Genomic DNA, 21,778 nt, shown 5'->3' with positions numbered 1-21,778 from the left:
TGCGCCGCGATGTCTGCGCGTCCCTGACCGGCGCGTGCCCGGTGGGCGCGGGGCCTGACCGCTCACGCCGCCCGCACAGGCCGCCGCGGCGCACGGGTCGCTCCGGCATGCACCGGTTGCTCCGGCATGCGCAGGGCTCGATCTTGTAGCTATTACGCATTGCGTAGTACTCTGCGGTGCGTGGACAGCAGTCAGCTTCTCAAGGGGGTCCTCGACCTGGCCGTCCTCGCGGTGCTCGCCGAACGTGACAGCTACGGCTACGACGTCGTACGCCGCCTGCGCGAGGCGGGGCTGGAGGACGTCGGCGACGCCTCCGTGTACGGGACCCTGCGGCGGCTCTTCAAGGCCGGAGCGCTCAACTCCTACGTGGTCGCCTCCGACGAGGGGCCGCACCGCAAGTACTACGGCCTGAACGACGTCGGCCGCTCGCTCCTCCGGAACTCGGCGACGACCTGGACGTCGTTCGCCGCCACCATGAACGACCTGCTGAAGGAGGTCGCATCGGCATGAACTCCCCCCTGACGCCCAAGGCGTACGCCGACGCCGTGCGCGAGGCACTGGCCGATCTTCCCCCGGAGGACCGGGAGACCCTGCTGGAGGACCTCCACGACCACATCTCGGAGGTCGCGGCCGAGCCGGGACTGTCCCTGGAGGACCGCCTCGGCGCCCCGGAGGCGTACGCCGCCGAGTTGCGCGCCGCCTACGGCGGCCGGCCGGCGGGCACCGCGACCACCCGGCGCGGCCGGCTGCGCTCCAGGACGGCCGGGGCGGCCCGGCGCGCCCACACCCGGATGCTGGGCCTGCCGCCCTACCGCCAGGCGGCCGCCTTCCTCCCCGAGTTGCGCCCGGCCTGGTGGGTGCTGCGCGGCTACGCGATCGCACTGGCCGTGCTCGCGGCCCTGACCTCGCCCGGGCTGGTCCCCGGCGACTTGGTGGCCTGGGTGTTCACCCTCACCGTCGTCTGGGCCTCCGTCTGGCTGGGCCGGCACGCCCGCAGCGGGCCGAGGGGCTGGGGGCGGACGCTGCTCGCCGGGGCCAACGTGCTGGCGGTGGTCCTCGTGATCTCCGCCATGGCCGACGCGTCGAGCACGTCGCCCCGGAGCGTGTCCTTCGACTATGGTCCCGCCCCGGCCATGGGGCCGGGGGGAAGGGTCATGGTCGAGCGTGTCGCCACCCTGGACTCCGGTCCGGTCTACAACATCCTTCCGTACGCCGCGGACGGCACTCCGCTGCACGACGTGCGCCTCTACGACCAGGACGGCAGGCCGCTCACCCTGCGGCCGGAGGACTTCGGGCAGATGCTCGTCATTCCCTGCGCGGGGGAGCCGCCGCTCCGCAACGCCTACCCCCTGCCGCTGACGCCGTTCGACCCCCGGGCGGCCCGGGAGCGCGACTGCGCCCCCAACGCCGCCTCCGACTCCGCCACCGCCGCGCCGGGTCCCACCGCGACCGCCACGCCGGGTCCCACGGTCACGGCGACCCCGGGCGACGGCGGCACGGGCGAGGAGGCGACCCCGACACCCGAACCCTCCGCCGCGTCACCGGCCCCGTCCCCGACGAAGCCGAAGCCGGGCCGCCAGGAGGACTGACCGGTCAGGCGCGCAGCCGGACCGGCAGCGAGAACAGGCCGCGCATGATCATGCTCGGCCACCACCGCAGCTCGGCCGGGTCGACGGCGAGGGTCAGATCGGGGAAGCGCTCCAGCACCCTGCCGATCGCGGCCTCTCCTTCGACCTTGGCCAGGGCGGCGCCGATGCAGTAATGGGGGCCCCGGCCGAAGGCGAGGTGCGGCTCGCCGATCCGCCCTGGCGCGAACGTGTCCGGGTCGGCGAAGGCGCCGGGGTCCCGGTTGGCGGCCAGCAGGGAGACGAGGATCGGCTCTCCGGGCCGCATCTCCTGGCCGCCGATCACCACCGGCTCGGTGGGGAATCGCCAGGTGGCGTTCCGTACGGGGCCGTCGTAGCGCAGCATCTCGTCGATGTAGTCCGGCAGCAGGGCGGGATCGTCGCGCAGGGCCCGGGCCTGGGCGGGATGCCGCAGCAGCGCGAGGAGGCCGTTGCCGATCAGCGCCACCGTCGTCTCGTGACCCGCGACGAGCAGCAGGAACGCGGTCGAGGTCAGCTCGTCCTTGTCGATCTCGCCCTCGTTGGACCGCCGGACGAGGTCGGTGAGCAGGTCGTTGCCCGGCCTCGACCGCTTGAGCTCGACCAGGTCGTCCAGGAACGCCTCCAGGCCGTCGGTGGCCCGGGCGATCTCCTCCACCTCGGACGCCGCCGCGGAGTCGATCACGGAGGCGTGCCGGTGGAAGACGGCCCGGTCCTCCTCGGGCACTCCGAGCAGGTCGCAGATGATCGCGATCGGCAAGGGATAGGCGAGGCCGGTGACCAGGTCCGCCTCCGGGCCGTCAAGACGGTCGAGGAGGTCGTCGGTGATCTCCAGTGCCCGGGCCCGCAGCCCCGCGATCCGCCGGGGCGTGAAGGCCGCACTCACGAGACGGCGCAGCCGCGCGTGGTCGGCCCCGTCCGCGTTGATCATGTGCCGGGCGAGCGACGGCCGGTGATCGAGGGGCAGGCCGAGACCGGCCGCCTGCCACTCCGGCGAACCGGCGGCCGGATCCTTGGCGAGCGACGGGTGGGTCAGCGTGGCGACGGCGTCCTCGTACCGCGTGACCAGCCATGCCTCGCAGCCGGGCAGCGGCACGCGGCTGATCGGCGCGTTGCGCCGCAGCCAGTCGAAGGCGGGGTAGGGGTCGGCGTCGAAGGCGGGGCCGAACAGCGGGGGGCATGAGTCGGTGGACACGGGCCGATACGTACCCACCTCCGCCGCCGCGAAAAAGATCGGAATCTTGCTCGGTGCGCGACCTCCTGAACCCGCGCTCACGCGGGCCGAGCGTGCCGGTTCCCAGGCGTCGCGCCCGGCCGTCCCAGGCGTCGCGCCCGGCGGTCGCGGGCGTCGTGCCTGGCGGTCGCGGGCCTCGTGAGAGCTCGCTTCTGACCGACGCATGCCCGTCCACCTGGCACGATCGGTTCATGAGCTTCGTTCCTCCCGGTTCCGGCTGGCCGGGCGACCCTGCCGGCCCCGGCACCCCCGTCGCCCGTGACGCCCACGAGGTCGCCAAGCTGGCGGCCGAGAGCCGTACGCTCGCGGACCTGACGGCCATGCAGTCGGTGTGCCGGGCCTGCCCCCGGCTCGTCGAATGGCGGGAGGAGGTCGCCGACGTCAGGCGGCGGGCGTTCGCGGACGAGACCTACTGGGGCCGGCCGATCGCGGGCTGGGGCGACGACGCGCCGCACACGCTCATCGTGGGCCTGGCCCCCGCCGCGCACGGAGGCAACCGTACCGGGCGGATCTTCACCGGCGACCGCAGCGGCGACTGGCTGTTCGCCTCGCTGCACCGCACCGGGCTCGCCTTGAAAGAGACCAGCGTCCACGCGGGCGACGGCCAGCGGCTGATCGGGGCCCGGATGATGGCGGCCGTGCGCTGCGCGCCGCCCGCCAACAAGCCGACCCCCGAAGAGCGCGACACCTGCTTCCCCTGGCTCGCCGCGGAACTGGCGCTGGTCGCGGGAACGACCCGGGTGGTCGTGGCCCTTGGCGGCTTCGCCTGGCAGGCGGTCTGGCCCGCGCTGCGCGCGGCGGGGTTCACCCTGCCGTCCCGCAGGCCCGCGTTCGGGCACGCAGTGGAGGTGCCGCTCGTCCACGGCGCGGCGCCCGTCACGCTCATCGGCTGCTACCACCCCAGCCAGCAGAACACCTTCACCGGCCGGGTCACGGCGGAGATGCTCGACGCGGTTTTCGCCCGCGCCGCCGCACTCGGCGCCACCGCCTGATCAGGCCTTGTGAACGGATTCACGAGTGTGAACCGGCTCACTCCCGGAATTTCACGGGAATTTTTGCCGCAACATCGCCAGTGAGTGACCAAGTGGGGAAAATCACTCGACCTTCGGCCCTTGCGCATTGGCTTCGTGGCCAACCTGTGACGTAAGCTTGTGAATGGTTTCACAAGCCTTGGAGGGCATCGTGGCAGACCGCAAGCCGCAGCACATCGTCATCGTCGGCGGTGGATACGTGGGCCTCTACTCGGCTCTTCGTCTCCAGCGCACGCTCCGCCGTGAGCTCCGTGACGGCAGCGTGCGGATCACGCTCATCGACCCGCAGTCGTACATGACCTACCAGCCGTTCCTGCCCGAGGCCGCGGCCGGCAACATCTCGCCGCGCCACGTCGTGGCGCCGCTGCGCCGGGTGCTGCCGAAGGTCCGCATCCTCAACGGCAAGGTCTCCAAGGTGCACCACGAGGCCCGTACGGTCACCTTCGAACCCCCGGCGGGCGAGTCGAGGGAGATCGAGTACGACGTCATCGTCATGGCCGCCGGGTCGATCTCGCGGACGCTGCCGATCCCCGGCCTGGAGGACGCGGCCATCGGCTTCAAGACGGTCGGCGAGGCCATCGCGCTGCGCAACCGGGTCATCTCCCTCCTCGACCGCGCCGACTCGGCCGAGGACGAGGACGTGCGCCGCCGGGCGCTCACCTTCGTCGTGGTCGGCGGCGGCTTCGCGGGCATCGAGGCGCTCGCCGAGCTGGAGGACATGACCGAGGACGCGATCAGGTACTACCCGGGCATCGACAAGAAGGACCTGCGCTGGGTCCTCATCGAGGCATCCAACCGCATCCTCCCCGAGGTCGGCCCCGAGATGGGCGAGTGGACCGCCGAGCAGCTCCGCGAGCGCGGCATCGAGCTCAAGATGGAGACGTTCCTGCAGTCCTGCGAGGGCGGCCTGGTCAAGACCTCCGACGGCGACGAGTTCGAGTCGGCCACGATCGTCTGGACCGCGGGCGTCAAGCCCAGCCCGATCGTCAACTCCACCGACCTGCCGCTCGACGAGCGCGGCCGGATCAAGACCACCACCCGCCTGACCGTCGCGGGCGTCAAGGGCGCCTTCGCCGCCGGTGACATCGCGGGCGTGCCCGACGTGACGAACCCCGGCCAGTTCTGCGCCCCCAACGCCCAGCACGCCGTACGGCAGGCCCGGGTCCTGGGCGACAACATCACCGCGTACCTGCGCGGGGAGGAACTGAAGGACTACCGGCACAAGTACGTCGGGTCGGTCGCGGGCCTGGGCCTCCACCGGGGCGTCGCCAACGTCTACGGCATCAAGCTGCGCGGCCTCCCCGCCTGGTTCATGCACCGCACCTACCACCTGTCGCGGGTGCCCACCGTGAACCGCAAGGTCCGCGTGGTCATGGACTGGACGCTGTCGCTGTTCTTCAGGCGGGAGACCGTCTCCCTGGGCGAGATCGAGCACCCGCGCGACGAGTTCCGGGCCGCCGCCAAGAGCGGGCTCAAGCGCTGAGTCCCCGGCCGGGCGCCGCCACGGAGGCGCCCGGCCCTCGGTGCGGTACGGCCCGGCGCTCACCGCCGGGCCGTTTTCGCGATCTCCACGGCCACGACAGGTGGTGTCATGGAGGCGTGACCGCGGCCCGATCGCGGCCGGGCGCTCCCGGAGGCTCTCCCGTTCCTTGACCGGCAGGCGGCCACGGGCGCCGTTCACCGGCCGTGGAAAGGGGGACAAGCCGCGTAAGACGTAACTTGCTTACAGAGGAGTGATCCGTGACATATGATCGCGGCGCCCCCGTAGCCCAATGGCAGAGGCAAGCCCCTTAAAAGGGCTGTGGTGTGGGTTCGAGTCCCACCGGGGGCACCGAGTGCCGCCTCGCCCAACAAGCCCGTGACCTGCGGGAGCGCGCCCACGGGCCGATCGTCACCGCCTGGCCGACTTCGGCCGAATTCGAACGTCCACACAGAAGCCGTGCCCCTGGTGTGCCCGCGTCGGCGCGAACTCTTGAGTAGACAAATCCTCTGGGCCGGAATGCCGCTGGGTATCCGCCCTTCCCCTGTAATCAGGTGGTCGCGGTGAACCAGACGGTTCCTTTCGGCAGTTCCTCTTCCAGCAGACCGAGGCGGAACGCCGGCCCCGCCTCAGACGGTCTCCACCCACGGGCCAGGGCGTTGCTCGGGGTGGACATGTAACCCCTATGGGGGTACAAGGGGGTTATGCCGAAAATCAATGTGTATCTGCCCGATGATCTGGCGGAGGCGGTGAAGGAGGCCTCCCTGCCGGTGTCCGCGATCTGCCAGCGGGCACTGGAGCAGGCCGTACGGCGGGTGACGGCCATCCGGGAGAGCATCCTCGGCGATCTGGAGATCGACGATCCGCGGTTGTCGCACTTCACGCCGCGGACCCGCGCGGTCTTCCGGCTCGCGCTGGAGCGCGCCCGGGGTGAGGGCGCCCCCGGAGTCGGTACCGAGCACCTGCTGGCGGCGATGCTGGCCGAGGGCACCAACCTGGCGCTGCACGTCCTGCGGGCGATGGAGATCGAGCCCGCGCTGGTCGAGCGCGACCTGGCGGCCCGCCGCCCCGCCGTACGCTCCGGGGCCGGGCAGGCCGGGGAGAGCGGGCCCGAGACGGGTGAGGAGCCCGCGCGGGAGGAGGGCGGTGAACCGGCCGCCGGGCCCGGCCGGTTCGACGCCCTGGCGGCAAACGCCCTGGAACTGGCGGTCGCCGAGGCCCAGTCGCTCGGGCACAACTACATCGGGTGTGAGCACCTGCTGCTCGGCCTGGCCGCCGAGCCGGAGGGGATCGCCGGGGAGGTGCTGCGGGCGCGGGGAGCCGAGCCCCGCCTCACCCGCCGTACGGTCGTCGCGGCGCTCGCCGGCTACGTCCACCTGCGGGCGCAGGCGCAGGAAGCCGCGGGCTCCGTACAGGGCGGCACGGGACAGGGCGGTGCGGCGGCACAGGGCGGTGGCGCGGCGGCAGGTGGTGCGGCGCAGGGCGGTGGCGCGGGGGCAGGTGGTGCGGCGCAGGGCGGTGGCGCGGCGGCAGGTGATGCGGCGCAGATCCGGGAAGCGGTCCAGATGGTGGCGGCCATGGTCCGCCGGGAGATCGCGCCGCTCCTCGAACGCGTCGAACGTCTGGAGCGGCACGCCGGTGTGGCCGAATCGGCCGAGGACGAGACGCCGTGACCGCACGGGTGTTGCTGGTCGCCACAGGCGACGTCATGGCGTACGCCCGGCGGACCTCGCGGCCGGGACTGGCGACGGCGGACGACCTGCTGGCCGCCGTGTCCCGCGGCCTCGGCGCGGATCCCGGCGCGAATCCCGCGACCGACCCCGGTGCCGACCTCGCGCGCGGCAGCGCCGGGGACCTCGGTGCGTACCTCGGTGCGGATCTCGGCGCAGGCCCCCGCCCGGATCTCGGTGCGGATCTCGGCCTGGAGGTCGTCACCGAGGACGTGCGGGCCGAGCCGAGCTGGGACACCTCGCCCGCCACGATGCTGTCGCTGGCCCGGCGGGTGCGTACGGCCCTGCTCGACGAGGGGTTCGACGGCGTGGTCGTCACCCACGGCCTGGACACCGTCGAGGAGACCGCCTTCCTCACCGACCTCCTCGCGGGACAGGCCGCGCACCGGGGCGGCATCGTGTTCACCGGGGCCGTACGGCCGCTCGACGCGTTGTCGAGTGACGGACCGCGCAACCTCGCGTCGTCCCTGGTCGCCGCGGCCGACCCCGCTCTGCGAGGCGTGGGCGCGGTGGTGTGCGCCGGTGACGAACTGCACGCGGCCCGCTGGGTGACCATGGCCGACGCGACGGCGGTGACGGCTCTTTCGTCCGCTCCCGCGCCGGTGCTCGGCCGGGTCGCGGACGGCGGGGCCGAGATGTGCGCCGCGCCGCCGCCCCGGCCTCCGGAGCCGGAGGGGGAGCCGGAGACGAACGTGGCACTGGTCAAGACCTACCCGGAGATGGATCCGGTGCTCCTCACGGCCGTCGTGGACGCCGGGGCCAGGGGGGTCGTGCTGGAGGGCACCGGCGCCGGGAACGTCCCCGTCGGGCTTTTCACGACGATCAGCGAACTGGCGGAGTGGGACATCCCGGTGGTGGTCGCCTCGCGGTGCCGCACCCGGGCGGTTCCCCTGGAGGCCCTGCCGCCCGGCTACGGGCTCGCGGCGAAGGTCGGCGCGATCGGAGCCCGGGGGCTCGCACCGGTCAAGGCACGGTACGCGCTGATGGCGGCGCTCGGCGGGGGAGGGCGGCAGGCCGTACGGGACTGGTTCGCCCGGCTCTGACCCGACCGGGAGTCCCGGCTTTTTTCCTTACCAGGTGGCGGGAACCCCGCCGGGGGGCCGAACGTTGCCATTGTGGCGGGGTGGCGTTCCATGCGAGACACGTTCGAGGAACACCGCTCCCCGGGCATGTCCCCACTGGCCGCCCCAGCGGCTGATCGGCAAGTCGCGTCCTGGAGGAAGCGGATGGAGAGCAAGAACCCGATATTCAGTCGGCGCGGTCCGGCTGGTCAGCAGACGTGGACCGGCCCGACGCCCAGCGTGCACGAACTGAACGACATGTACGCCGCCCCCTCCTACGCTCCGCCGGCGGCGCGCGCCATGACGATTGACGACGTCGTGATGCGCGGCTTCATGACGCTCGGCACGCTCGTCGTCTCGGCTGCCCTGGCGTGGTACTTCAACGTCGGCTGGGGGCTCGCGGCACCCGCGATGATCGTGGGCCTGATCCTCGGGCTCATCGTGTCGTTCAAGCAGAGCACGAACCCGGCGCTGATCCTCGGCTACTCCCTCTGCTACGGCATCGCCATCGGCGTGCTGAGCCACATGTACGAGACGGTGTACAACGGCATCGTCCTGCAGGCGGTGCTCGGCACTATGCTCGCCTTCGGCGGCACGCTCGCGGTGTACGCGCTGAAGATCTTCCGGCCGACGCCGAAGTTCGCCAAGTTCGTGGTCGCCGCCGCGTTCGGGGCGATCGGCCTGATGCTGATCAACTGGATCGCGAGCATCTTCGTCAGCGGTGGCCTGGGCCTGCGCGAAGCCGGCCCGCTGGGCTACGTCTTCAGCGTCGGCATGATCCTGCTGGGCTGCTTCTTCCTGCTGCTCGACTTCAGCGAGATCGAGCAGGGGGTGCGGGCCGGCGTGCCGGAGCGCTACTCCTGGCTGATGGCGTTCGGCCTGACGCTGAGCCTCGTCTGGCTCTACCTGGAGATCCTCCGGTTCATCAGCTACTTCACGAACAACGACTAGCCGGTGTCCGCGGGACCTGCCGAAGGTCCACCGGGCACCTCCCGATCGCGGGGTGAGCAGGGCGCCGTTCCTCCCGGAGCGGCGCTCCCTTTTTGGTGCTATAGCAGGATTCGGTGATCGGTTCTGTAAGTTTGGATCAACATCCTGTAACAAAACGATGCCGTTGGGGGCTTGTCAAGCGCGGACCGGTGATGCACTGTGACACAAAGCAGCCTTTTCCGTGGAGGTGCCCATGTCGTTGAACCACTCACCGGAGACCCAGACCAAGCTGATCGCCCGCGTCCCGTCCATAACCGGGCGTGAACTCCCCGAGTGGTTCGAAGCCATCGACAACGGTCCGTCGTTCCTGCGCTGTGAGGAGCGGGCCAACTGGCTCGCCGACGAGCACGGGCTGAGCCACGGCTACGCCGCCGCGATCGTCCGCGAGCACGAGCGGCGCCGGCGCTTCTAGCGATCGGCCCGCACAAGCAGAAACGCGCCCGCACCGGTCAGGTGCGGGCGCATCATTGTCTTCATGGATCTCGACAAGGCGCGTGAGTTCGTCAGGAACAACCACCGAGCGGTCATGCTGACCTGGCATCCGGACGGACGCCCGCAGACCTCCCCGGTCACCGTCGGCTGTGACGAGGACGGCCACATCGTGGTCAGCAGCCGCGAGACCGCCGTGAAGACCCGCAACCTCCGCAACAACCCCCAGGTCGTGCTGACCGTGACGACCGACGCGTTCTTCGGCGCGTGGATCCAGATCGAGGGCAAGGCGGAGGTCGTCCCGCTGCCCGAGGCGATGGAGCCGCTGGTCCGGTACTACCGCGACATCAGCGGGGAGCACCCGGACTGGGACGACTACCGCGAGGCGATGGTCCGGGACAAGCGCGTGATCATCCGCATCGAGCCCACCCGCGCCGGTCCCGACCACCACGGCTGACCACCCCGTGTGGCCGCCCGCGCCGGGCCGGTCCCGGCGCGGGGGTCACGTTCAGGACAGCCGCTCCAGCACCATCGCCATGCCCTGGCCGCCGCCGACGCACATGGTCTCCAGGCCGATCGACCTGTCGTGGAACCGCAGGCTGTTGACCAGCGTGGAGGTGATGCGGGCGCCGGTCATGCCGAACGGGTGGCCCACCGCGATCGCCCCGCCGTTGACGTTGAGCCGGTCGATGTCGATGCCGAGCTCGCGGTAGGAGGGGATCACCTGGGCGGCGAACGCCTCGTTGATCTCGATCAGGTCCACGTCGTCGATCGACATGCCGGCACGGGTGAGGGCCTGGCGCGACGCCTCGATCGGGCCGAGGCCCATGATCTCGGGGGACAGGCCCGTGACGCCGGTCGACACGATCCGGGCGAGCGGCGTGATGCCCAGCTGGGCCGCCTTGACGTCACTCATGACGATCACCGCGGCGGCGCCGTCGTTCAGCGGGCAGCAGTTGCCCGCCGTCACCGTGCCGTCCGGCCGGAAGACCGGCTTGAGCTGCGCGACCGCCTCGTACGTCGTGCCGGCCCTGGGGCCGTCGTCCTTGCTCACCACGGTGCCGTCGGGCAGCGTGACCGGCGTGATGTCGCCGTCCCAGAAGCCGTTGGCGATGGCCTTCTCCGCGAGGTTCTGCGACCGCACGCCGAACTCGTCCTGCTCGCGCCGCGAGACGCCCTTAAGGGCGGCCACGTTCTCGGCGGTCTGTCCCATCGCGATGTAGACGTCGGGCAGCGCGCCGTCCGCACGCGGGTCGTGCCACACCGGGCCCCCGCCCTTCGCGGTCTCCTCCGTCCGGGCCTTGGCCTCGTCGAACAGCGGGTTCTGCGCGTCGGGCAGGTCCGAGCTGCCGTTCCCGAAGCGGGAGACGGTCTCGACGCCCGCCGAGACGAACACGTCGCCCTCTCCTGCCCGGATGGCGTGGAACGCCATCCGGGTCGTCTGGAGCGAGGAGGAGCAGTAGCGGGTCACGGTGGTGCCCGGCACGTTGTCCAGGCCGAGCAGCACCGACACCACCCGGCCCAGGTTGTGGCCCTGCTCGCCGCCCGGAAGACCGCAGCCCAGCATGAGGTCGTCGATGTCGGCCGGGTCGAGCTGCGGCACCTTCGCCAGCGCGGCGCGGACCATCTGCACGGTCAGGTCGTCGGGACGGATGTCCTTGAGTGACCCCTTGAAGGCGCGGCCGATCGGCGACCGCGCGGTCGCCACGATGACTGCCTCGGGCATGTGACTCTCCTGCCTGAACTCGTGCCCCTGCACCCAGGGTTCGCGGGGCCTCCTTCCCGGAGGTTACCCTCCGGTACGCCGCCCGCCACGCCCCGCCTACCCGTACATGCCGGGGGCGGTGGTGGTGTGGTCGTTGACGGCGTGGAGGCCGCCCTTCTCGTCGCGCCACAGGCGCCAGCCGTTCTGGCTGCCGGTGAACCAGGAGGGCGGCGCGGCGGAGGAGCTCTTGCGCCGGCCCGTGGCGAGATCGAACTCGCACAGCGCCGCGATCGAGTAGAACCCCGGGATCATGCCGCGCAGCGGCAGCGGCTTGGGGTCGGTGACGCAGAACGACCACCCGCTCGCGCCGCTGACGGGGGTCGGCTCTCCGGTGCTGAGGTCGAAGACCGAGCCTGGGGCGTCGCGCTTGAGGAAGCCGAGCCGGTCCATGTCCCGGGGGAAGGCCAGCCACCAGCCCGATCCCGGCACCTGGGCGGGGGTGATCTGCCCCAGGACCCGCCCGCTCTCGGCGTCGAGCCGGGCGAACCCGCCGTACTGGCCCTGCTCGTCCACCGGCCGGACGATCGGCGCGTACGCGGGGTTGCCGCTGGGGTAGACGCGGACGACGGACGGCCGCATCCAGTCGACGGCCCCGTCGGTGAGGCGCGCCGAGAACAGGCCGAACGCCGAGGTCTGCTTGGTCTGCGGGTTGGTGTACGGCGCGACGTACCCGACGATCTTGTCGCCGGTCGCGCCGAAGGCCCAGCCTCCGCTCAGGTCGACGCCGGGGCCGAGGGCGTCCTCGATCGGCAACTGCCAGACGGCCTTGCCGTCCTTCAGCGTGCGCGCCTCCAGCACCGGATGCGAGGCCAGCCTGAGCAGCACCACCCTGGTCGGGTCGGACCACTCGACCTCGGCGATGCCGGGCAGGCGCCACATCAGCGCGCCGTCGCGCGGGTTCAGCACCACGACGCGGGCCGAGGCGAGCTCGGTGTCCTCGGAGACGCAGACGTACGGCCCGCAGCGCTGCGGCCCGAAGGTGGACCGCATCGGCCTGGTCCACTTCTGCCGCCCGGTGCGCCCGTCCCTGGCGACGAGGACGGCGTTCTTCCCGCCGGAGGGGTCGAGCGTGACCACCACGGCCTGGCCGACGCCGGTCTCGACGGTGGCGGGGGCCTGCACCCCCATCCCCGGCAGCCGTCCGACCATCGTCGCCGGGTGCGTCCACAGGCGACGGCCGGTGGACAGGTCGAGGGCGACGGTCTCCAGCGTGCCGTCGGGCCGCATGGAGGTGGCGGCCGCGACGCCGCCACCCGTGGTGGCCCGGCTGACCGCGTTCACCTGCGTGTTGTGCCAGGCCGGACGGTCCTTCGCGGCGGCGTCGCCGCCGCCGGAGCAGCCGGTGAGGGCGGCGCCGGTCAGCAGGGCGCTCGCCGCGAGCGCCAGAGCGGGTCTCAGGTGGGCTGGCTGGGGCCGGATCATTTCGCTCCTACAGGGGGTGATGGCCCGGCCGCAGGAGGTGACCGGCCCTAGGCGTTCGGAAGCGGCCCGGGTCTCCGGCGGAGCAGCGTCGCCCACCGTCCATGGGGGCCGACCGCCCGGCCGGCGACACGGGTCGCGGTGACCTCGGTGCCGGGCTCCTCCACGGCCATTGCGGCCAAGAGGTGTTGCGATCCTTCGACGCGTACGGGTTCCGGCTCGGGCCACAACCCCAACGCGGTGCATACAGACGGTAGCACTGCGTACGCGGCCTGTAGGTAACCTCGGGCAGATGGATGAAAACGATCAGGTCCGAACATCTCGGCCGGGTTGGCCTCGAACTCGGGTCCGAGCAGGTCGGCGAACGCGACGGTCCGCCCGCCCGTCTCGACGACGGCGACCGTCTGGGCCGCGGCGAGCCGGCGCGACCAGCGCCGGGTGACCCAGCGCAGGGGCTGGGCGATCGGGCGCACGGTGCCGAGGTCGGGGCAGGTGCCCACGACCACCTCCGCTCCGGCCTCGCGCAGCCTGCCCACCGCCTCCCGCAGGTGCTGTACGGCCCGGGCCGGCGGGGTCGCCGTGGTCACGTCGTTGGCCCCCACGAAGATGATCGCGATCTCCGGGCGGGTCTCCAGCACGCGATCCACCTGGCCGCCGAGGCAGGCGGAGGAGGCCCCCGACCGCCCGGCCACGGTGAGGCGCACCGGCCGCTCGGCCACCTCGGCGAGGCCGTACGCGATCAGTACGCCGGGGGTCTCCTGGGGGCGGGTCATGCCGAGACCGACCGAGGTCGAGTCGCCGAGCACGGCCATCCGGATCGGCTCCCCGGGATAGGCGCCGTACAGGCCGTCGGCGTCGGGGCCGTCGAGGCCGTGCGGCTGTCCCACGATGCGGCGGGCGACGGCGGCCTCGGCGAAGAGCAGGCCGTACGTGATCGCTCCCAGGGCGGTGAGGCCGCCCCCGCCCAGGGCGGCGGCGGTCGCCATGCGCCGCGCGGCCCGCGTCGTGCCGGATGTCGGAATCACCGGCCCTCACCCTCACGGTACGGTGTGGAACCTGACGGTACGGTTTGAAGGTAGGAGACACGCCGAGGTCCGGCCACCCCTACGGACCCCCGGCGTGAAGACGGCCGACAGGCCTCGGGCGGACAAGGTGGTCCTCGCGGTGCGCGTACACGACTCGCTGATCGAGCTGATGGGGAACACCCCGCTCGTCCGGTTGCGCAAGGTCACGGCGGGCGCGCCCGCCCAGGTGCTGGCCAAGGTGGAGTACTTCAACCCCGGCGGCTCGGTGAAGGACCGCATCGCGGTGCGGATGATCGAGGCGGCCGAGCGGAGCGGCGCGCTCAAACCCGGCGGCACGATCGTCGAGCCGACCTCCGGCAACACCGGCGTGGGCCTGGCCATCGTGGCGCAGGAGAAGGGCTACCGCTGCCTGTTCGTCTGCCCGGACAAGGTCGCCCAGGACAAGGTCAACGTGCTCCGGGCGTACGGCGCGGAGGTGGTCGTCTGCCCGACCGCCGTCTCGCCGGACCACCCCGACTCGTACTACTCGGTGTCGGACCGGCTGGCCCGCGAGGTCCCGAACGCCTGGAAGCCCGACCAGTACTCCAACCCCGGGAACCCGGAGAGCCACTACCTCTCCACCGGCCCGGAGATCTGGGAGCAGACCGAGGGCAGGATCACCCACTTCGTCGCCGGTATCGGCACCGGGGGGACCATCAGTGGGACGGGTAAGTACCTGAAGGAGATCTCCGACGGCCGGGTGAAGATCATCGGCGCCGATCCGGTGGGGTCGGTCTACTCGGGCGGCACCGGCCGGCCGTACCTGGTGGAGGGCGTCGGCGAGGACATCTGGCCCGCGACCTACGACACCACGATCTGCGACGAGATCATCGCGGTCTCCGACAAGGACTCGTTCGGCATGACCCGCAGGCTCGCCCGGGAGGAGGCGCTGCTCGTCGGCGGCTCGTGCGGCATGGCGGTGGTCGCGGCGGTGCGGGTGGCCCAGGCGGCCGGGCCGGACGACGTCGTGGTCGTGCTGCTGCCGGACGGTGGCCGCGGCTACCTGTCGAAGATCTTCAACGACGAGTGGATGGCGGACTACGGCTTCCTCACCGAGACGAGCGAGGAGGGCCTGGTCGGCGACGTGCTGGGCCGCAAGTCGTCCGGGCTGCCCGAGTTCGTGCACGTCCACCCGCACGAGTCGGTCGGCACCGCGATCTCGATCATGCGGGAGTACAACGTCTCCCAGCTCCCGGTCATGAAGGAGGAGCCGCCGGTCATGGCGGCGGAGGTCGTCGGCTCGATCGTCGAACGCGACCTGCTGGACGGCCTGTACCGCGGCCGGGTGCGGTCGGAGGACGAGATCGGCGGCCACATGTCCGCGCCGCTGCCGATGATCGGCTATGGCGAGCCGGTGGCCCGCGCGGTCGAGGCGCTGGAGAAGGCCGACGCCGCGGTGGTCCTCGACGACGGCAAGCCGGTGGGCATGGTCACCCGTCAGGACCTGCTGGCCTTCCTCGCCAACCACTGAGCCGGCCAGCGGGCCGGCCCCTGGGCCGGCCCTCGGCCATCTGTGTGTCAGCCACTGACGCGCCCGCCGGGACCAGGCGGGACGGGCGGCTACGCTCGACCCCATGAACCATGGTTTCGAGACACTCGCCATCCACGCGGGCCAGGAGGCCGACCCCTACACGGGCGCCGTCGTGCCTCCCATATATGCCGTTTCCACCTACAAGCAGGACGGCGTGGGCGGCCTGCGGGCGGGATACGAGTACAGCCGGTCGGCCAACCCCACCAGGACCGCCCTGGAGGAGGCGCTGGCCGCCGTCGAGGGAGGCGTGCGCGGGCTGGCCTTCGCGTCGGGCCTGGCCGCGGAGGACACGCTGCTGCGCGCCGTCTGCAAGCCGGGCGACCACGTGGTGATCCCGGACGACGCGTACGGCGGAACCTACCGGCTGTTCGCCCGGGTGCTGGAGGAGTGGGGGGTCACCTTCGACCCGGTGCCGCTCGGAGACGTGGACGCGGTGCGCGCCGCCGTACAGCCGCGGACGCGGGCGATCTGGGTGGAGACCCCCACGAACCCCCTGCTAAACGTCGCGGACATCGCCGCGCTGGCGAACGTCGCGCACGACGCGGGCGCGCTGCTCGTCGTGGACAACACCTTCGCCTCGCCGTACCTGCAGCAGCCGCTCGGCCTCGGCGCGGACGTGGTGGTCCACTCGACGACCAAGTACGTCGGCGGCCACTCCGACGTGGTCGGCGGGGCGCTGGTGACCCGGTCGGCGGACCTCGGCGAGCGGCTCGCCTACCACCAGAACGCCATGGGCGCCGTGGCCGGGCCGTTCGACGCCTGGCTCACCCTGCGCGGGCTCAAGACGCTGGGCATCCGCATGGACCGGCACTGCGACAACGCCGAGCGGGTGGCCGACCTGCTGCTGTCGCACCCGAAGGTCGTCCAGGTCCTCTACCCCGGCCTGCCCGAGCACCCGGGTCACGAGGTCGCGGCCAAGCAGATGCGGCGTTTCGGCGGGATGGTGTCCTTCCGGGTCGAGGGCGGCGAGGAGGCGGCCGTCGCGGTCTGCGACCGGGCCCGCCTGTTCACGCTCGGGGAGTCCCTCGGCGGCGTCGAGTCGCTGATCGAGCACCCCGGGCGGATGACCCACGCCTCCGCCGCGGGGTCGCCGCTGGAGGTTCCCGCCGACCTGGTGCGCCTGTCGGTCGGCATCGAGAGCATCGACGACCTGCTCGCGGACCTCTCCCAAGCCCTGGGCTGAGTTCTGCCGCACGTGGCCCACGGCGCCTCGCAGCGTCGTCGCCCCATCCACGCCGATTCTTCTAGGCGGAGGTGTGGGAGGGGGTCCGCCCGGCCGGTTTCGCCGACCGGGTCCGGCGGCCCGGCGCCCGCCCGCGCGCCGATCGCGCGCCCGTCGCCGCCCAGGGCTCGCCGAGCAGCGCGGCGAGCGCGACGGCGGCCAGGACCGCCCCGGCGAGGGTCACGCTGTGGACACCGGGCCCCTCGATCAGCGCGCCGCCGAGCATCGACCCGGCGGCGATCCCGACGTTGAACGCCGAACTCGTCCCCGCGGAGGCGAGGTCGGTGCCGCCGGGGGCGATCTGGAGCGTACGGTTCTGGATCGCGGCGGCGAGGGCGCTGAAGGCCATGCCCGCCAGGCAGAGGCAGACGACGGTCGCGGCCTTGACGGCGCCGAAGGCGTGGAGGCCGAGCAACGCGCAGGTGATCACGGCGAGCGGCGTCAGCAGCGCGCCCCTGGGGCTCCGGTCGAGCGCCCGGCCCACCAGCACGGTGCCGGTGACCCCGGCCACCCCGCCCGCGAGCAGCAGCGGGCTCAGCGAGCCCGGCGCGAAATCCCCCACTTCAAGCAGGTACGGCGTGATGTACGTGTACGCCGTGAAAAAGCCGGTCACGCCGACGACCGTGGCGACGACGAGGGTCACGTACCGCCCGAGGTCGGGCGCGGGGGCTCGGCCCACCTGCCCGCCGTCCTCGCCTCCCGGCCCGGCGGCGGCCGGGGGCAGGAGCGTGGCCACCGTGACGCAGGTGACGAGCCCGAGGACCGCGAGCGCCGCGAGCGCCACCCGCCAGCCCGCCTGCTGCCCGAGCCACGTCCCGGCGGGGACGCCGAGGACGGGCGCGAGCGCGTTGCCGATCGCCATCCGGGCGACCACGCGTCCGCGTACGGCAGGGGGGAACATCGCGGTGGCCGTCGGGGCGACGACCGACCAGAAGAGCGCCTGGGTCAGCGCGATCAGCAGCCGCCCCCCGAGCAGGACCGGGTAGCCGGGCGCGACGGCGGTGAGCAGGGAGCCCAGCACGAGCACCCCCAGGGTGGCGGTGAGCAGGGCGCGCCGGGGCACCCGCCGCGTGAGCCGGGTGAGCGGCAGCGACGCCAGCACCACGACGGCGGCGTATCCGGTGACGAGGAACCCGGTCTCGGACGGGGATCTGCGCAGATCGTGCGCGATCACGGTGAGCAGCCCGATCGGCAGGACCTCCGTGGTGACGTAGGCGAAGCAGGCCACGGAGAGGGCGGCGAGCGCCCACTTCTCCCGGCGTCCCGGTAAGGGCGTCATGTGTCCTCCATCTGCTACCGGTAAAACTCTCTTTACTGGTAGCATGACATGCGTGACTGAGGCCCACAACGGTGATCCGCGCATCGTCGGCGGACATCTCGCGCTCGACCTGGTCAACACGGTGGCGCCTCGGGTGCCCGGCGGGTCCGAGCATCACGAGTACCTGCCCGGCCCCGCCGCCCTGCTGGCGTGGGCGGAGCGCGCGGGAGTCGCCGACGCCGAGGAGGCGCGGGCGGTGGCGGCCGCCTGGTCGGCCGTCCCCTCGTCCGCCGCCCAGGCGTGGCACGCCGCCCTGGAGATCCGGGAGTCCGTCTACACCGTGCTGGCGGCCGGCCTGCCGGCGGCCGGGGCGCAGGGGGTCGGGGCGCAGGGGGTCGGGGTGCCGGCGGCCGGCATACCGGCGGCCGGCATACCGGCGGCGTCTTCGCCGGAAGCGGCCCCCGGAAGCCGTCCGAGCGCGGAATCCGAGGTGGTCGCGGCGCTGGAACGGCTCGGGCTGCGGTGGGCGGGCGCCGCGGCGCGCTCGGCTCTCGTCCCCGACACCGCCCTGGCTGTCCCCGACACCGCCCTGCCTGTCCCCGACACCGCCCTGCCTGTCCCCGAGGGCGCCCCGCTTGTCCCCGGCAGTGCCCAGCTTGTCCCTGCGAGCGCCTCGCCTGTTCCCGAGAGCTCCCCGCCCGTTCCCGGGAGCGCCCCGCTTGTCCCCGGGAGTGCCCCGCCCGCTCCCGAGACCGCCCCGGGCCGGGTGGTCCGCCTGCTGGTGGGCACCAGTCCCGCCCTCCTGGTGCCGGACCGGCTCGCCCACGCGGCCGTGGAGTTCCTGTCCACGGCCGACCTGCGGCGGCTGCGGGTGTGCCCCCTGGCGGAGGGCGGGTGTGGCTGGCTGTTCCTCGACCACAGCCGCAACGGCTCGCGCCGCTGGTGCGCGATGGCCGACTGCGGGTCGCAGGCCAAGGCCCGGCGTCTCACGGAGAGACGCCGGGCCAGGCGTGCTACCGGTGTATCAGGCTAGACCAGTAGCGTCAGGGGTTGAAGAAGACCATCAGGAAGAGGATGACGAGCCAGATCAGCGCGCTGATCCCGCCGAGCGCGGCGATCCGCCCGGTCTGCACCTTGGCGTCGTCCGCCGGCGACTCGGTGGACAGCGCCTCGATCGCCGTGCGCTGGTCCCGCTCGACGATCACCAGCAGGACGGCCGCCACCACGAACAGCGTCATCGACACCGACAGGTAGGGCGCGCCGAGGGCGCTGCGGCCCAGCAGCAGGCCGAACAGGAACACTCCGATCGTGAGCAGCCCGAACAGCCGGGTCGAGCGGTGCAGATAGCGCAGCACACCGATCTCCCGGGCCCTGATGTAGCGCGGCGTGACGCTCGTGACCGCCGTCAGCGGGCCGAGCGCGAAGATCGCGAATCCTATGTGCAGCCACAGCAGCAGATGGTCGAGAGGCGACATGGGGCAGAGGCTATCGCGTCGGTTCCGTACCGCACCCGTCGCGGCACGAAGCGCGTTGCCGCGGACAGGGCGGGCCGGGCCGCGCGGCCCGGCACCCGGCCTCATTTCCGGCGGCGCGGGCGGTTGTGGACCGACATCTCGTAGAGGACTCCGGTGAGGATCATCAGGACGACGAGGCCGACTGCTGCGAACATGGGAGCGCTCCTTCCACCGGCGTGTGGAACGACCAGCGCGAACACGGGGAGTGTCTGTCTATCGTCCGCCGATTGCAGCCCGGTCGGCAATGGATTATCGATCCCGCCGGCGACGGTCCCCGGATCCCGGGCCCACGATCGGATCGTGCCGCCTGTCCGTACGCCTCCTTCCGCACGTGCGGCGTGCCGGTGCGGGGCCGTCCCCCGTGACGCCCCTGTCCCACCAGGGTGCCACGCGCGGGCCCGGTGCACCCCGTCCGGGGCCGCTCAGCGGGTGCGGCGGGCGCGCAGGAAGTCGCTGACGACGTACTCGCCGAGCCGGTCGGCGCTGGCGGAGAAGACCCGGCCGCCGTTGCGCCTGGCCACCTCGTTGACGAACTCGCGCAGCCGGTCGTCGGCGGCCAGCATGAAGACGTTCAGCGTCGCGCGGCGCCGGGTCATCTTGTCCACCTCGGCGAGCGTGAGCGTCAGCGTCTCCTGCGAGGGCGGCCACTCGAACCGGGGCGCGCCGTTGCGCATCAGGTGCGCCGTGGGCTCACCGTCGGTCACCACGAGCACCACCGGCTCGAAGTCGGGGTGCCGGTCCAGGTGGCGGCCCGCGATCAGCAACGCGTGGTGCAGGTTGGTGCCCTGCACCATGTCCCATTCGAGCCCGGCGAGTTCGTCCGGCCGCAGCACCCGCGCGTAGTTCGAGAAGCCGATGATCTGCACCGCGTCCTGGGGGAACTTCGAGGCCACCAACGCCTGGAGCGCCAGCGCGGTCTGTTTGGCCGCCGCCCAGGTGCCGCGCAGGGCCATCGAGTACGACAGGTCGACCAGCAGGCACACGGCCGCCGCCGAGCGCCGCTCGGTCTCCACCACCTCGAAGTCGTCCACCGACAGGGCCACCGGGGCGCCCCCGCCCCGCCGTACGCCGTTGACGACGGTCCGTACGACGTCGATCGGCTGCTCGTCGCCGAAGCGCCACTGCCGGGTCGATCCGGTGGGCTCCCCGGCCGTCCCGGCGTCGCGCTGGTCGTGGTCGCCGCGCCGGCCGGATTCGAGCGAGGAGAACACGCGGCGCAGGGCGGTCTCGCCGAGCCGCCGTACGGCCTTGGGGGTGAGCTCCAGCTTGCCGCGGTTGCGCCGCAGGTAGCCCTGGGCCTCCAGCTCGCGCTCGACCTGGCGCAGGGACTCCAGGTCGTCCACCGCCGAACGGCCGAGAGCGCGGCGTACGGCCTCCTCGTCGATGTCGTCGAGCCGGGCGCCGGGGTAGTCCTGCCGGAGGGCGGACTCCAGGTCGCCGAGGTCGGCCAGTTCCTGCAGGGCGGTCACGGCGTCGCCCATCGCCATCGGCCGCTCGCCCGACACGCGTTCGGGAGCGCCCCAGGCGAGGTCGGGGCGGCGGGCGTGGAGGGCCTCGCCGAGCCGGCTCATCTGCTCGGCCAGGCCCGCCTGCTCCAGCGTGTGGTTGATCAGCCCGGCCAGCTCCTCGCGCTGCTCGGGGGTGAGCGAGGCCAGCAGCCGCTGGGCGGCGGCGGCGCGGCGGGCCAGCTGGTCGACCAGCTCCTCCAGGTTCCGCGGATTCTCGGGGTACATGTCCCCGTATTTCTGCATGAACCGGTCGAAGTCATCCTGGGTATGCTCGCCCCGGGCGTCCCGGTCGAGCATGTCGTTGAGATCCGACATCATCTGCCGGACCCGTTCCATCGCCGCCGGATCGGGGTTGGCCAGAGCCTCCTGCATGCCGCGGAACCGGCTGTCGAGGACCTCCCTGCGCAGCAGGTCGCGCAGCTCCTCGAACGTCTGCCGAGCGGAGGCCGACCGCCAGGCGTAGCCGGCGAGCTCCTGCACGGCGCGGGCGGTGTCGGAGGGCAGCGTGTCCAGCATCGCCTCCCGGAACCGGGCGTCGTCCAGAGCTTCCCCGGTCTCTCCCGAGTCCTCGGACTCCCGCTGGAGCTCCGCCCGCTCCTGGCCGATCGCCTTGTCGAGCAGGGCGCGGGCCCGCTCCAGCGTCCCGTCGAGCCGGGTGCCGTCCCTCAGCTCCCGGCGGCGGCGCCGCACCTGGCGGAGCAGATCCTCCAGGCCGCGGCGCCCGGGCGCGCCGGGCAGCCCCCGGCGCAGCAGGTCGCGCAGCGCGTCGAGCGGCGTCGAGCCGGACAGGACGGCGTCGCCCATCTCGTCCAGGGCCGCGCGCACGTCGTACGGCGGAGCCAGCGGATCCGGCCCGTCGTGGTACTCCCCGTAAGCGTAGGACACGCGACAACGCTACCCCCGGGGGCTGGAATGCGCGCCGTACGTGGAATCCGCCG

General features: G+C 72.5%; 19 protein-coding genes and 1 tRNA gene. 13 read left to right on the top strand and 7 right to left on the bottom strand.

All coding sequences use genetic code 11. The features are described from left to right. The first annotated feature begins 180 nt into the window (after positions 1-180). Positions 181-510, top strand: coding sequence for a PadR family transcriptional regulator (locus FED44_RS21175; RefSeq protein WP_117410517.1), 330 nt, complete (start codon positions 181-183; stop codon positions 508-510). Beyond that, positions 507-1,589, top strand: coding sequence for an HAAS signaling domain-containing protein (locus FED44_RS21170; RefSeq protein WP_138461797.1), 1,083 nt, complete (start codon positions 507-509; stop codon positions 1,587-1,589). The genes FED44_RS21175 and FED44_RS21170 overlap by 4 nt, the downstream gene beginning before the upstream one ends. Positions 1,590-1,593: 4 nt before the next feature. Here FED44_RS21170 and FED44_RS21165 read toward each other — a convergent pair whose 3' ends face one another. Further along, a complete protein-coding gene (locus tag FED44_RS21165; protein ID WP_182883334.1) occupies positions 1,594-2,799 on the bottom strand; it encodes a cytochrome P450 family protein in 1,206 nt (401 codons plus the stop codon). A 230-nt stretch (positions 2,800-3,029) separates the two neighbouring features. On the opposite strand from FED44_RS21165, the gene FED44_RS21160 reads away from it, so the two are divergent. From FED44_RS21160 to FED44_RS21125, 8 genes are all read left to right on the top strand, one after another. Further along, the gene (locus FED44_RS21160) at positions 3,030-3,830 is read left to right on the top strand and encodes a uracil-DNA glycosylase (protein ID WP_138461795.1); all 801 of its coding nucleotides are present in this window, start codon (positions 3,030-3,032) and stop codon (positions 3,828-3,830) included. Between the two features lie 163 nt (positions 3,831-3,993). Further along, the gene (locus FED44_RS21155; protein WP_117410464.1) at positions 3,994-5,352 is read left to right on the top strand and encodes an NAD(P)/FAD-dependent oxidoreductase; all 1,359 of its coding nucleotides are present in this window, start codon (positions 3,994-3,996) and stop codon (positions 5,350-5,352) included. Between the two features lie 275 nt (positions 5,353-5,627). Continuing rightward, positions 5,628-5,700, top strand: a tRNA-Leu gene (locus tag FED44_RS21150). Between the two features lie 353 nt (positions 5,701-6,053). Then, entirely contained in the window at positions 6,054-7,022 is a 969-nt protein-coding gene (locus tag FED44_RS21145) for a Clp protease N-terminal domain-containing protein (RefSeq protein ID WP_138461794.1), read from the top strand. Beyond that, the gene (locus tag FED44_RS21140; RefSeq protein ID WP_244302120.1) at positions 7,019-8,122 is read left to right on the top strand and encodes an asparaginase; all 1,104 of its coding nucleotides are present in this window, start codon (positions 7,019-7,021) and stop codon (positions 8,120-8,122) included. The genes FED44_RS21145 and FED44_RS21140 overlap by 4 nt, the downstream gene beginning before the upstream one ends. A gap of 126 nt (positions 8,123-8,248) precedes the next feature. Further along, positions 8,249-9,091, top strand: coding sequence for a Bax inhibitor-1/YccA family protein (locus tag FED44_RS21135; RefSeq protein ID WP_316246846.1), 843 nt, complete (start codon positions 8,249-8,251; stop codon positions 9,089-9,091). Positions 9,092-9,323: 232 nt separating this feature from the next. Beyond that, positions 9,324-9,542 carry a DUF4287 domain-containing protein gene (locus FED44_RS21130; protein WP_117410461.1) on the top strand — a complete coding sequence of 73 codons (219 nt, stop codon included), beginning with the start codon at positions 9,324-9,326 and terminating at the stop codon, positions 9,540-9,542. Between the two features lie 63 nt (positions 9,543-9,605). Beyond that, positions 9,606-10,016: a PPOX class F420-dependent oxidoreductase gene (locus FED44_RS21125; protein ID WP_117410460.1), complete on the top strand. Its 411-nt coding sequence runs from the start codon at positions 9,606-9,608 to the stop codon at positions 10,014-10,016. 51 nt (positions 10,017-10,067) lie between these two features. On the opposite strand, the gene FED44_RS21120 is transcribed toward FED44_RS21125, so the two are convergent. The 3 genes from FED44_RS21120 to FED44_RS21110 all read right to left on the bottom strand — a co-directional run bounded on the left by FED44_RS21120 (position 10,068) and on the right by FED44_RS21110 (position 13,729). After that, positions 10,068-11,285 (bottom strand): acetyl-CoA C-acetyltransferase, encoded by a 1,218-nt coding sequence (locus tag FED44_RS21120; protein ID WP_138461793.1) that lies wholly within the window; start codon positions 11,283-11,285, stop codon positions 10,068-10,070. 96 nt (positions 11,286-11,381) lie between these two features. Beyond that, positions 11,382-12,746 (bottom strand): PQQ-binding-like beta-propeller repeat protein, encoded by a 1,365-nt coding sequence (locus FED44_RS21115; RefSeq protein ID WP_117410458.1) that lies wholly within the window; start codon positions 12,744-12,746, stop codon positions 11,382-11,384. Positions 12,747-12,793: 47 nt separating this feature from the next. Beyond that, positions 12,794-13,729 (bottom strand): SGNH/GDSL hydrolase family protein, encoded by a 936-nt coding sequence (locus tag FED44_RS21110; protein WP_117410457.1) that lies wholly within the window; start codon positions 13,727-13,729, stop codon positions 12,794-12,796. Between the two features lie 178 nt (positions 13,730-13,907). Between FED44_RS21110 and FED44_RS21105 the strand changes: the two genes are divergently transcribed. Together FED44_RS21105 and FED44_RS21100 are read left to right on the top strand one after the other, a co-directional pair. After that, positions 13,908-15,278, top strand: a complete 1,371-nt coding sequence (locus FED44_RS21105) for a cystathionine beta-synthase (protein ID WP_117410468.1) — start codon at positions 13,908-13,910, stop codon at positions 15,276-15,278. Between the two features lie 103 nt (positions 15,279-15,381). Further along, on the top strand, positions 15,382-16,521 hold the full coding sequence (locus FED44_RS21100) for a cystathionine gamma-synthase (protein ID WP_117410456.1): 1,140 nt from the start codon (positions 15,382-15,384) through the stop codon (positions 16,519-16,521). Between the two features lie 61 nt (positions 16,522-16,582). On the opposite strand, the gene FED44_RS21095 is transcribed toward FED44_RS21100, so the two are convergent. After that, positions 16,583-17,839: an MFS transporter gene (locus tag FED44_RS21095; protein WP_138461792.1), complete on the bottom strand. Its 1,257-nt coding sequence runs from the start codon at positions 17,837-17,839 to the stop codon at positions 16,583-16,585. Positions 17,840-17,891: 52 nt separating this feature from the next. Between FED44_RS21095 and FED44_RS38160 the strand changes: the two genes are divergently transcribed. Beyond that, the gene (locus tag FED44_RS38160) at positions 17,892-18,851 is read left to right on the top strand and encodes a CGNR zinc finger domain-containing protein (protein WP_262367125.1); all 960 of its coding nucleotides are present in this window, start codon (positions 17,892-17,894) and stop codon (positions 18,849-18,851) included. Between the two features lie 10 nt (positions 18,852-18,861). Here FED44_RS38160 and FED44_RS21085 read toward each other — a convergent pair whose 3' ends face one another. After that, positions 18,862-19,293 (bottom strand): hypothetical protein, encoded by a 432-nt coding sequence (locus tag FED44_RS21085; RefSeq protein WP_117409295.1) that lies wholly within the window; start codon positions 19,291-19,293, stop codon positions 18,862-18,864. A 461-nt stretch (positions 19,294-19,754) separates the two neighbouring features. Further along, complete coding sequence (locus tag FED44_RS21080; RefSeq protein ID WP_138461791.1) at positions 19,755-21,725, bottom strand: vWA domain-containing protein; 1,971 nt, start codon at positions 21,723-21,725, stop codon at positions 19,755-19,757. Positions 21,726-21,778: the final 53 nt, after the last annotated feature.

The sequence above is a fragment of the Microbispora triticiradicis genome, assembly GCF_005864065.1.
GTDB classification, from domain to species: Bacteria; Actinomycetota; Actinomycetes; order Streptosporangiales; family Streptosporangiaceae; genus Microbispora; species Microbispora triticiradicis.
The sequence above is the reverse complement of the archived record's forward strand: the minus strand, read 5'-3'. Positions and strand labels throughout refer to the sequence as shown.

What these genes read in the sequence shown, in the direction of transcription:
- FED44_RS21115 (WP_117410458.1), bottom strand. Translation starts at nt 12,746, where the DNA reads ATGATCCGGCCCCAGCCAGCCCACCTGAGACCCGCTCTGGCGCTCGCG.
- FED44_RS21130 (WP_117410461.1), top strand. Translation starts at nt 9,324, where the DNA reads ATGTCGTTGAACCACTCACCGGAGACCCAGACCAAGCTGATCGCCCGC.
- FED44_RS21160 (WP_138461795.1), top strand. Translation starts at nt 3,030, where the DNA reads ATGAGCTTCGTTCCTCCCGGTTCCGGCTGGCCGGGCGACCCTGCCGGC.
- FED44_RS21135 (WP_316246846.1), top strand. Translation starts at nt 8,249, where the DNA reads ATGTCCCCACTGGCCGCCCCAGCGGCTGATCGGCAAGTCGCGTCCTGG.
- FED44_RS21110 (WP_117410457.1), bottom strand. Translation starts at nt 13,729, where the DNA reads ATGGCGACCGCCGCCGCCCTGGGCGGGGGCGGCCTCACCGCCCTGGGA.
- FED44_RS21155 (WP_117410464.1), top strand. Translation starts at nt 3,994, where the DNA reads ATGGTTTCACAAGCCTTGGAGGGCATCGTGGCAGACCGCAAGCCGCAG.
- FED44_RS21125 (WP_117410460.1), top strand. Translation starts at nt 9,606, where the DNA reads ATGGATCTCGACAAGGCGCGTGAGTTCGTCAGGAACAACCACCGAGCG.
- FED44_RS21100 (WP_117410456.1), top strand. Translation starts at nt 15,382, where the DNA reads ATGAACCATGGTTTCGAGACACTCGCCATCCACGCGGGCCAGGAGGCC.
- FED44_RS21170 (WP_138461797.1), top strand. Translation starts at nt 507, where the DNA reads ATGAACTCCCCCCTGACGCCCAAGGCGTACGCCGACGCCGTGCGCGAG.
- FED44_RS21145 (WP_138461794.1), top strand. Translation starts at nt 6,054, where the DNA reads ATGCCGAAAATCAATGTGTATCTGCCCGATGATCTGGCGGAGGCGGTG.
- FED44_RS21085 (WP_117409295.1), bottom strand. Translation starts at nt 19,293, where the DNA reads ATGTCGCCTCTCGACCATCTGCTGCTGTGGCTGCACATAGGATTCGCG.
- FED44_RS21095 (WP_138461792.1), bottom strand. Translation starts at nt 17,839, where the DNA reads ATGACGCCCTTACCGGGACGCCGGGAGAAGTGGGCGCTCGCCGCCCTC.
- FED44_RS21120 (WP_138461793.1), bottom strand. Translation starts at nt 11,285, where the DNA reads ATGCCCGAGGCAGTCATCGTGGCGACCGCGCGGTCGCCGATCGGCCGC.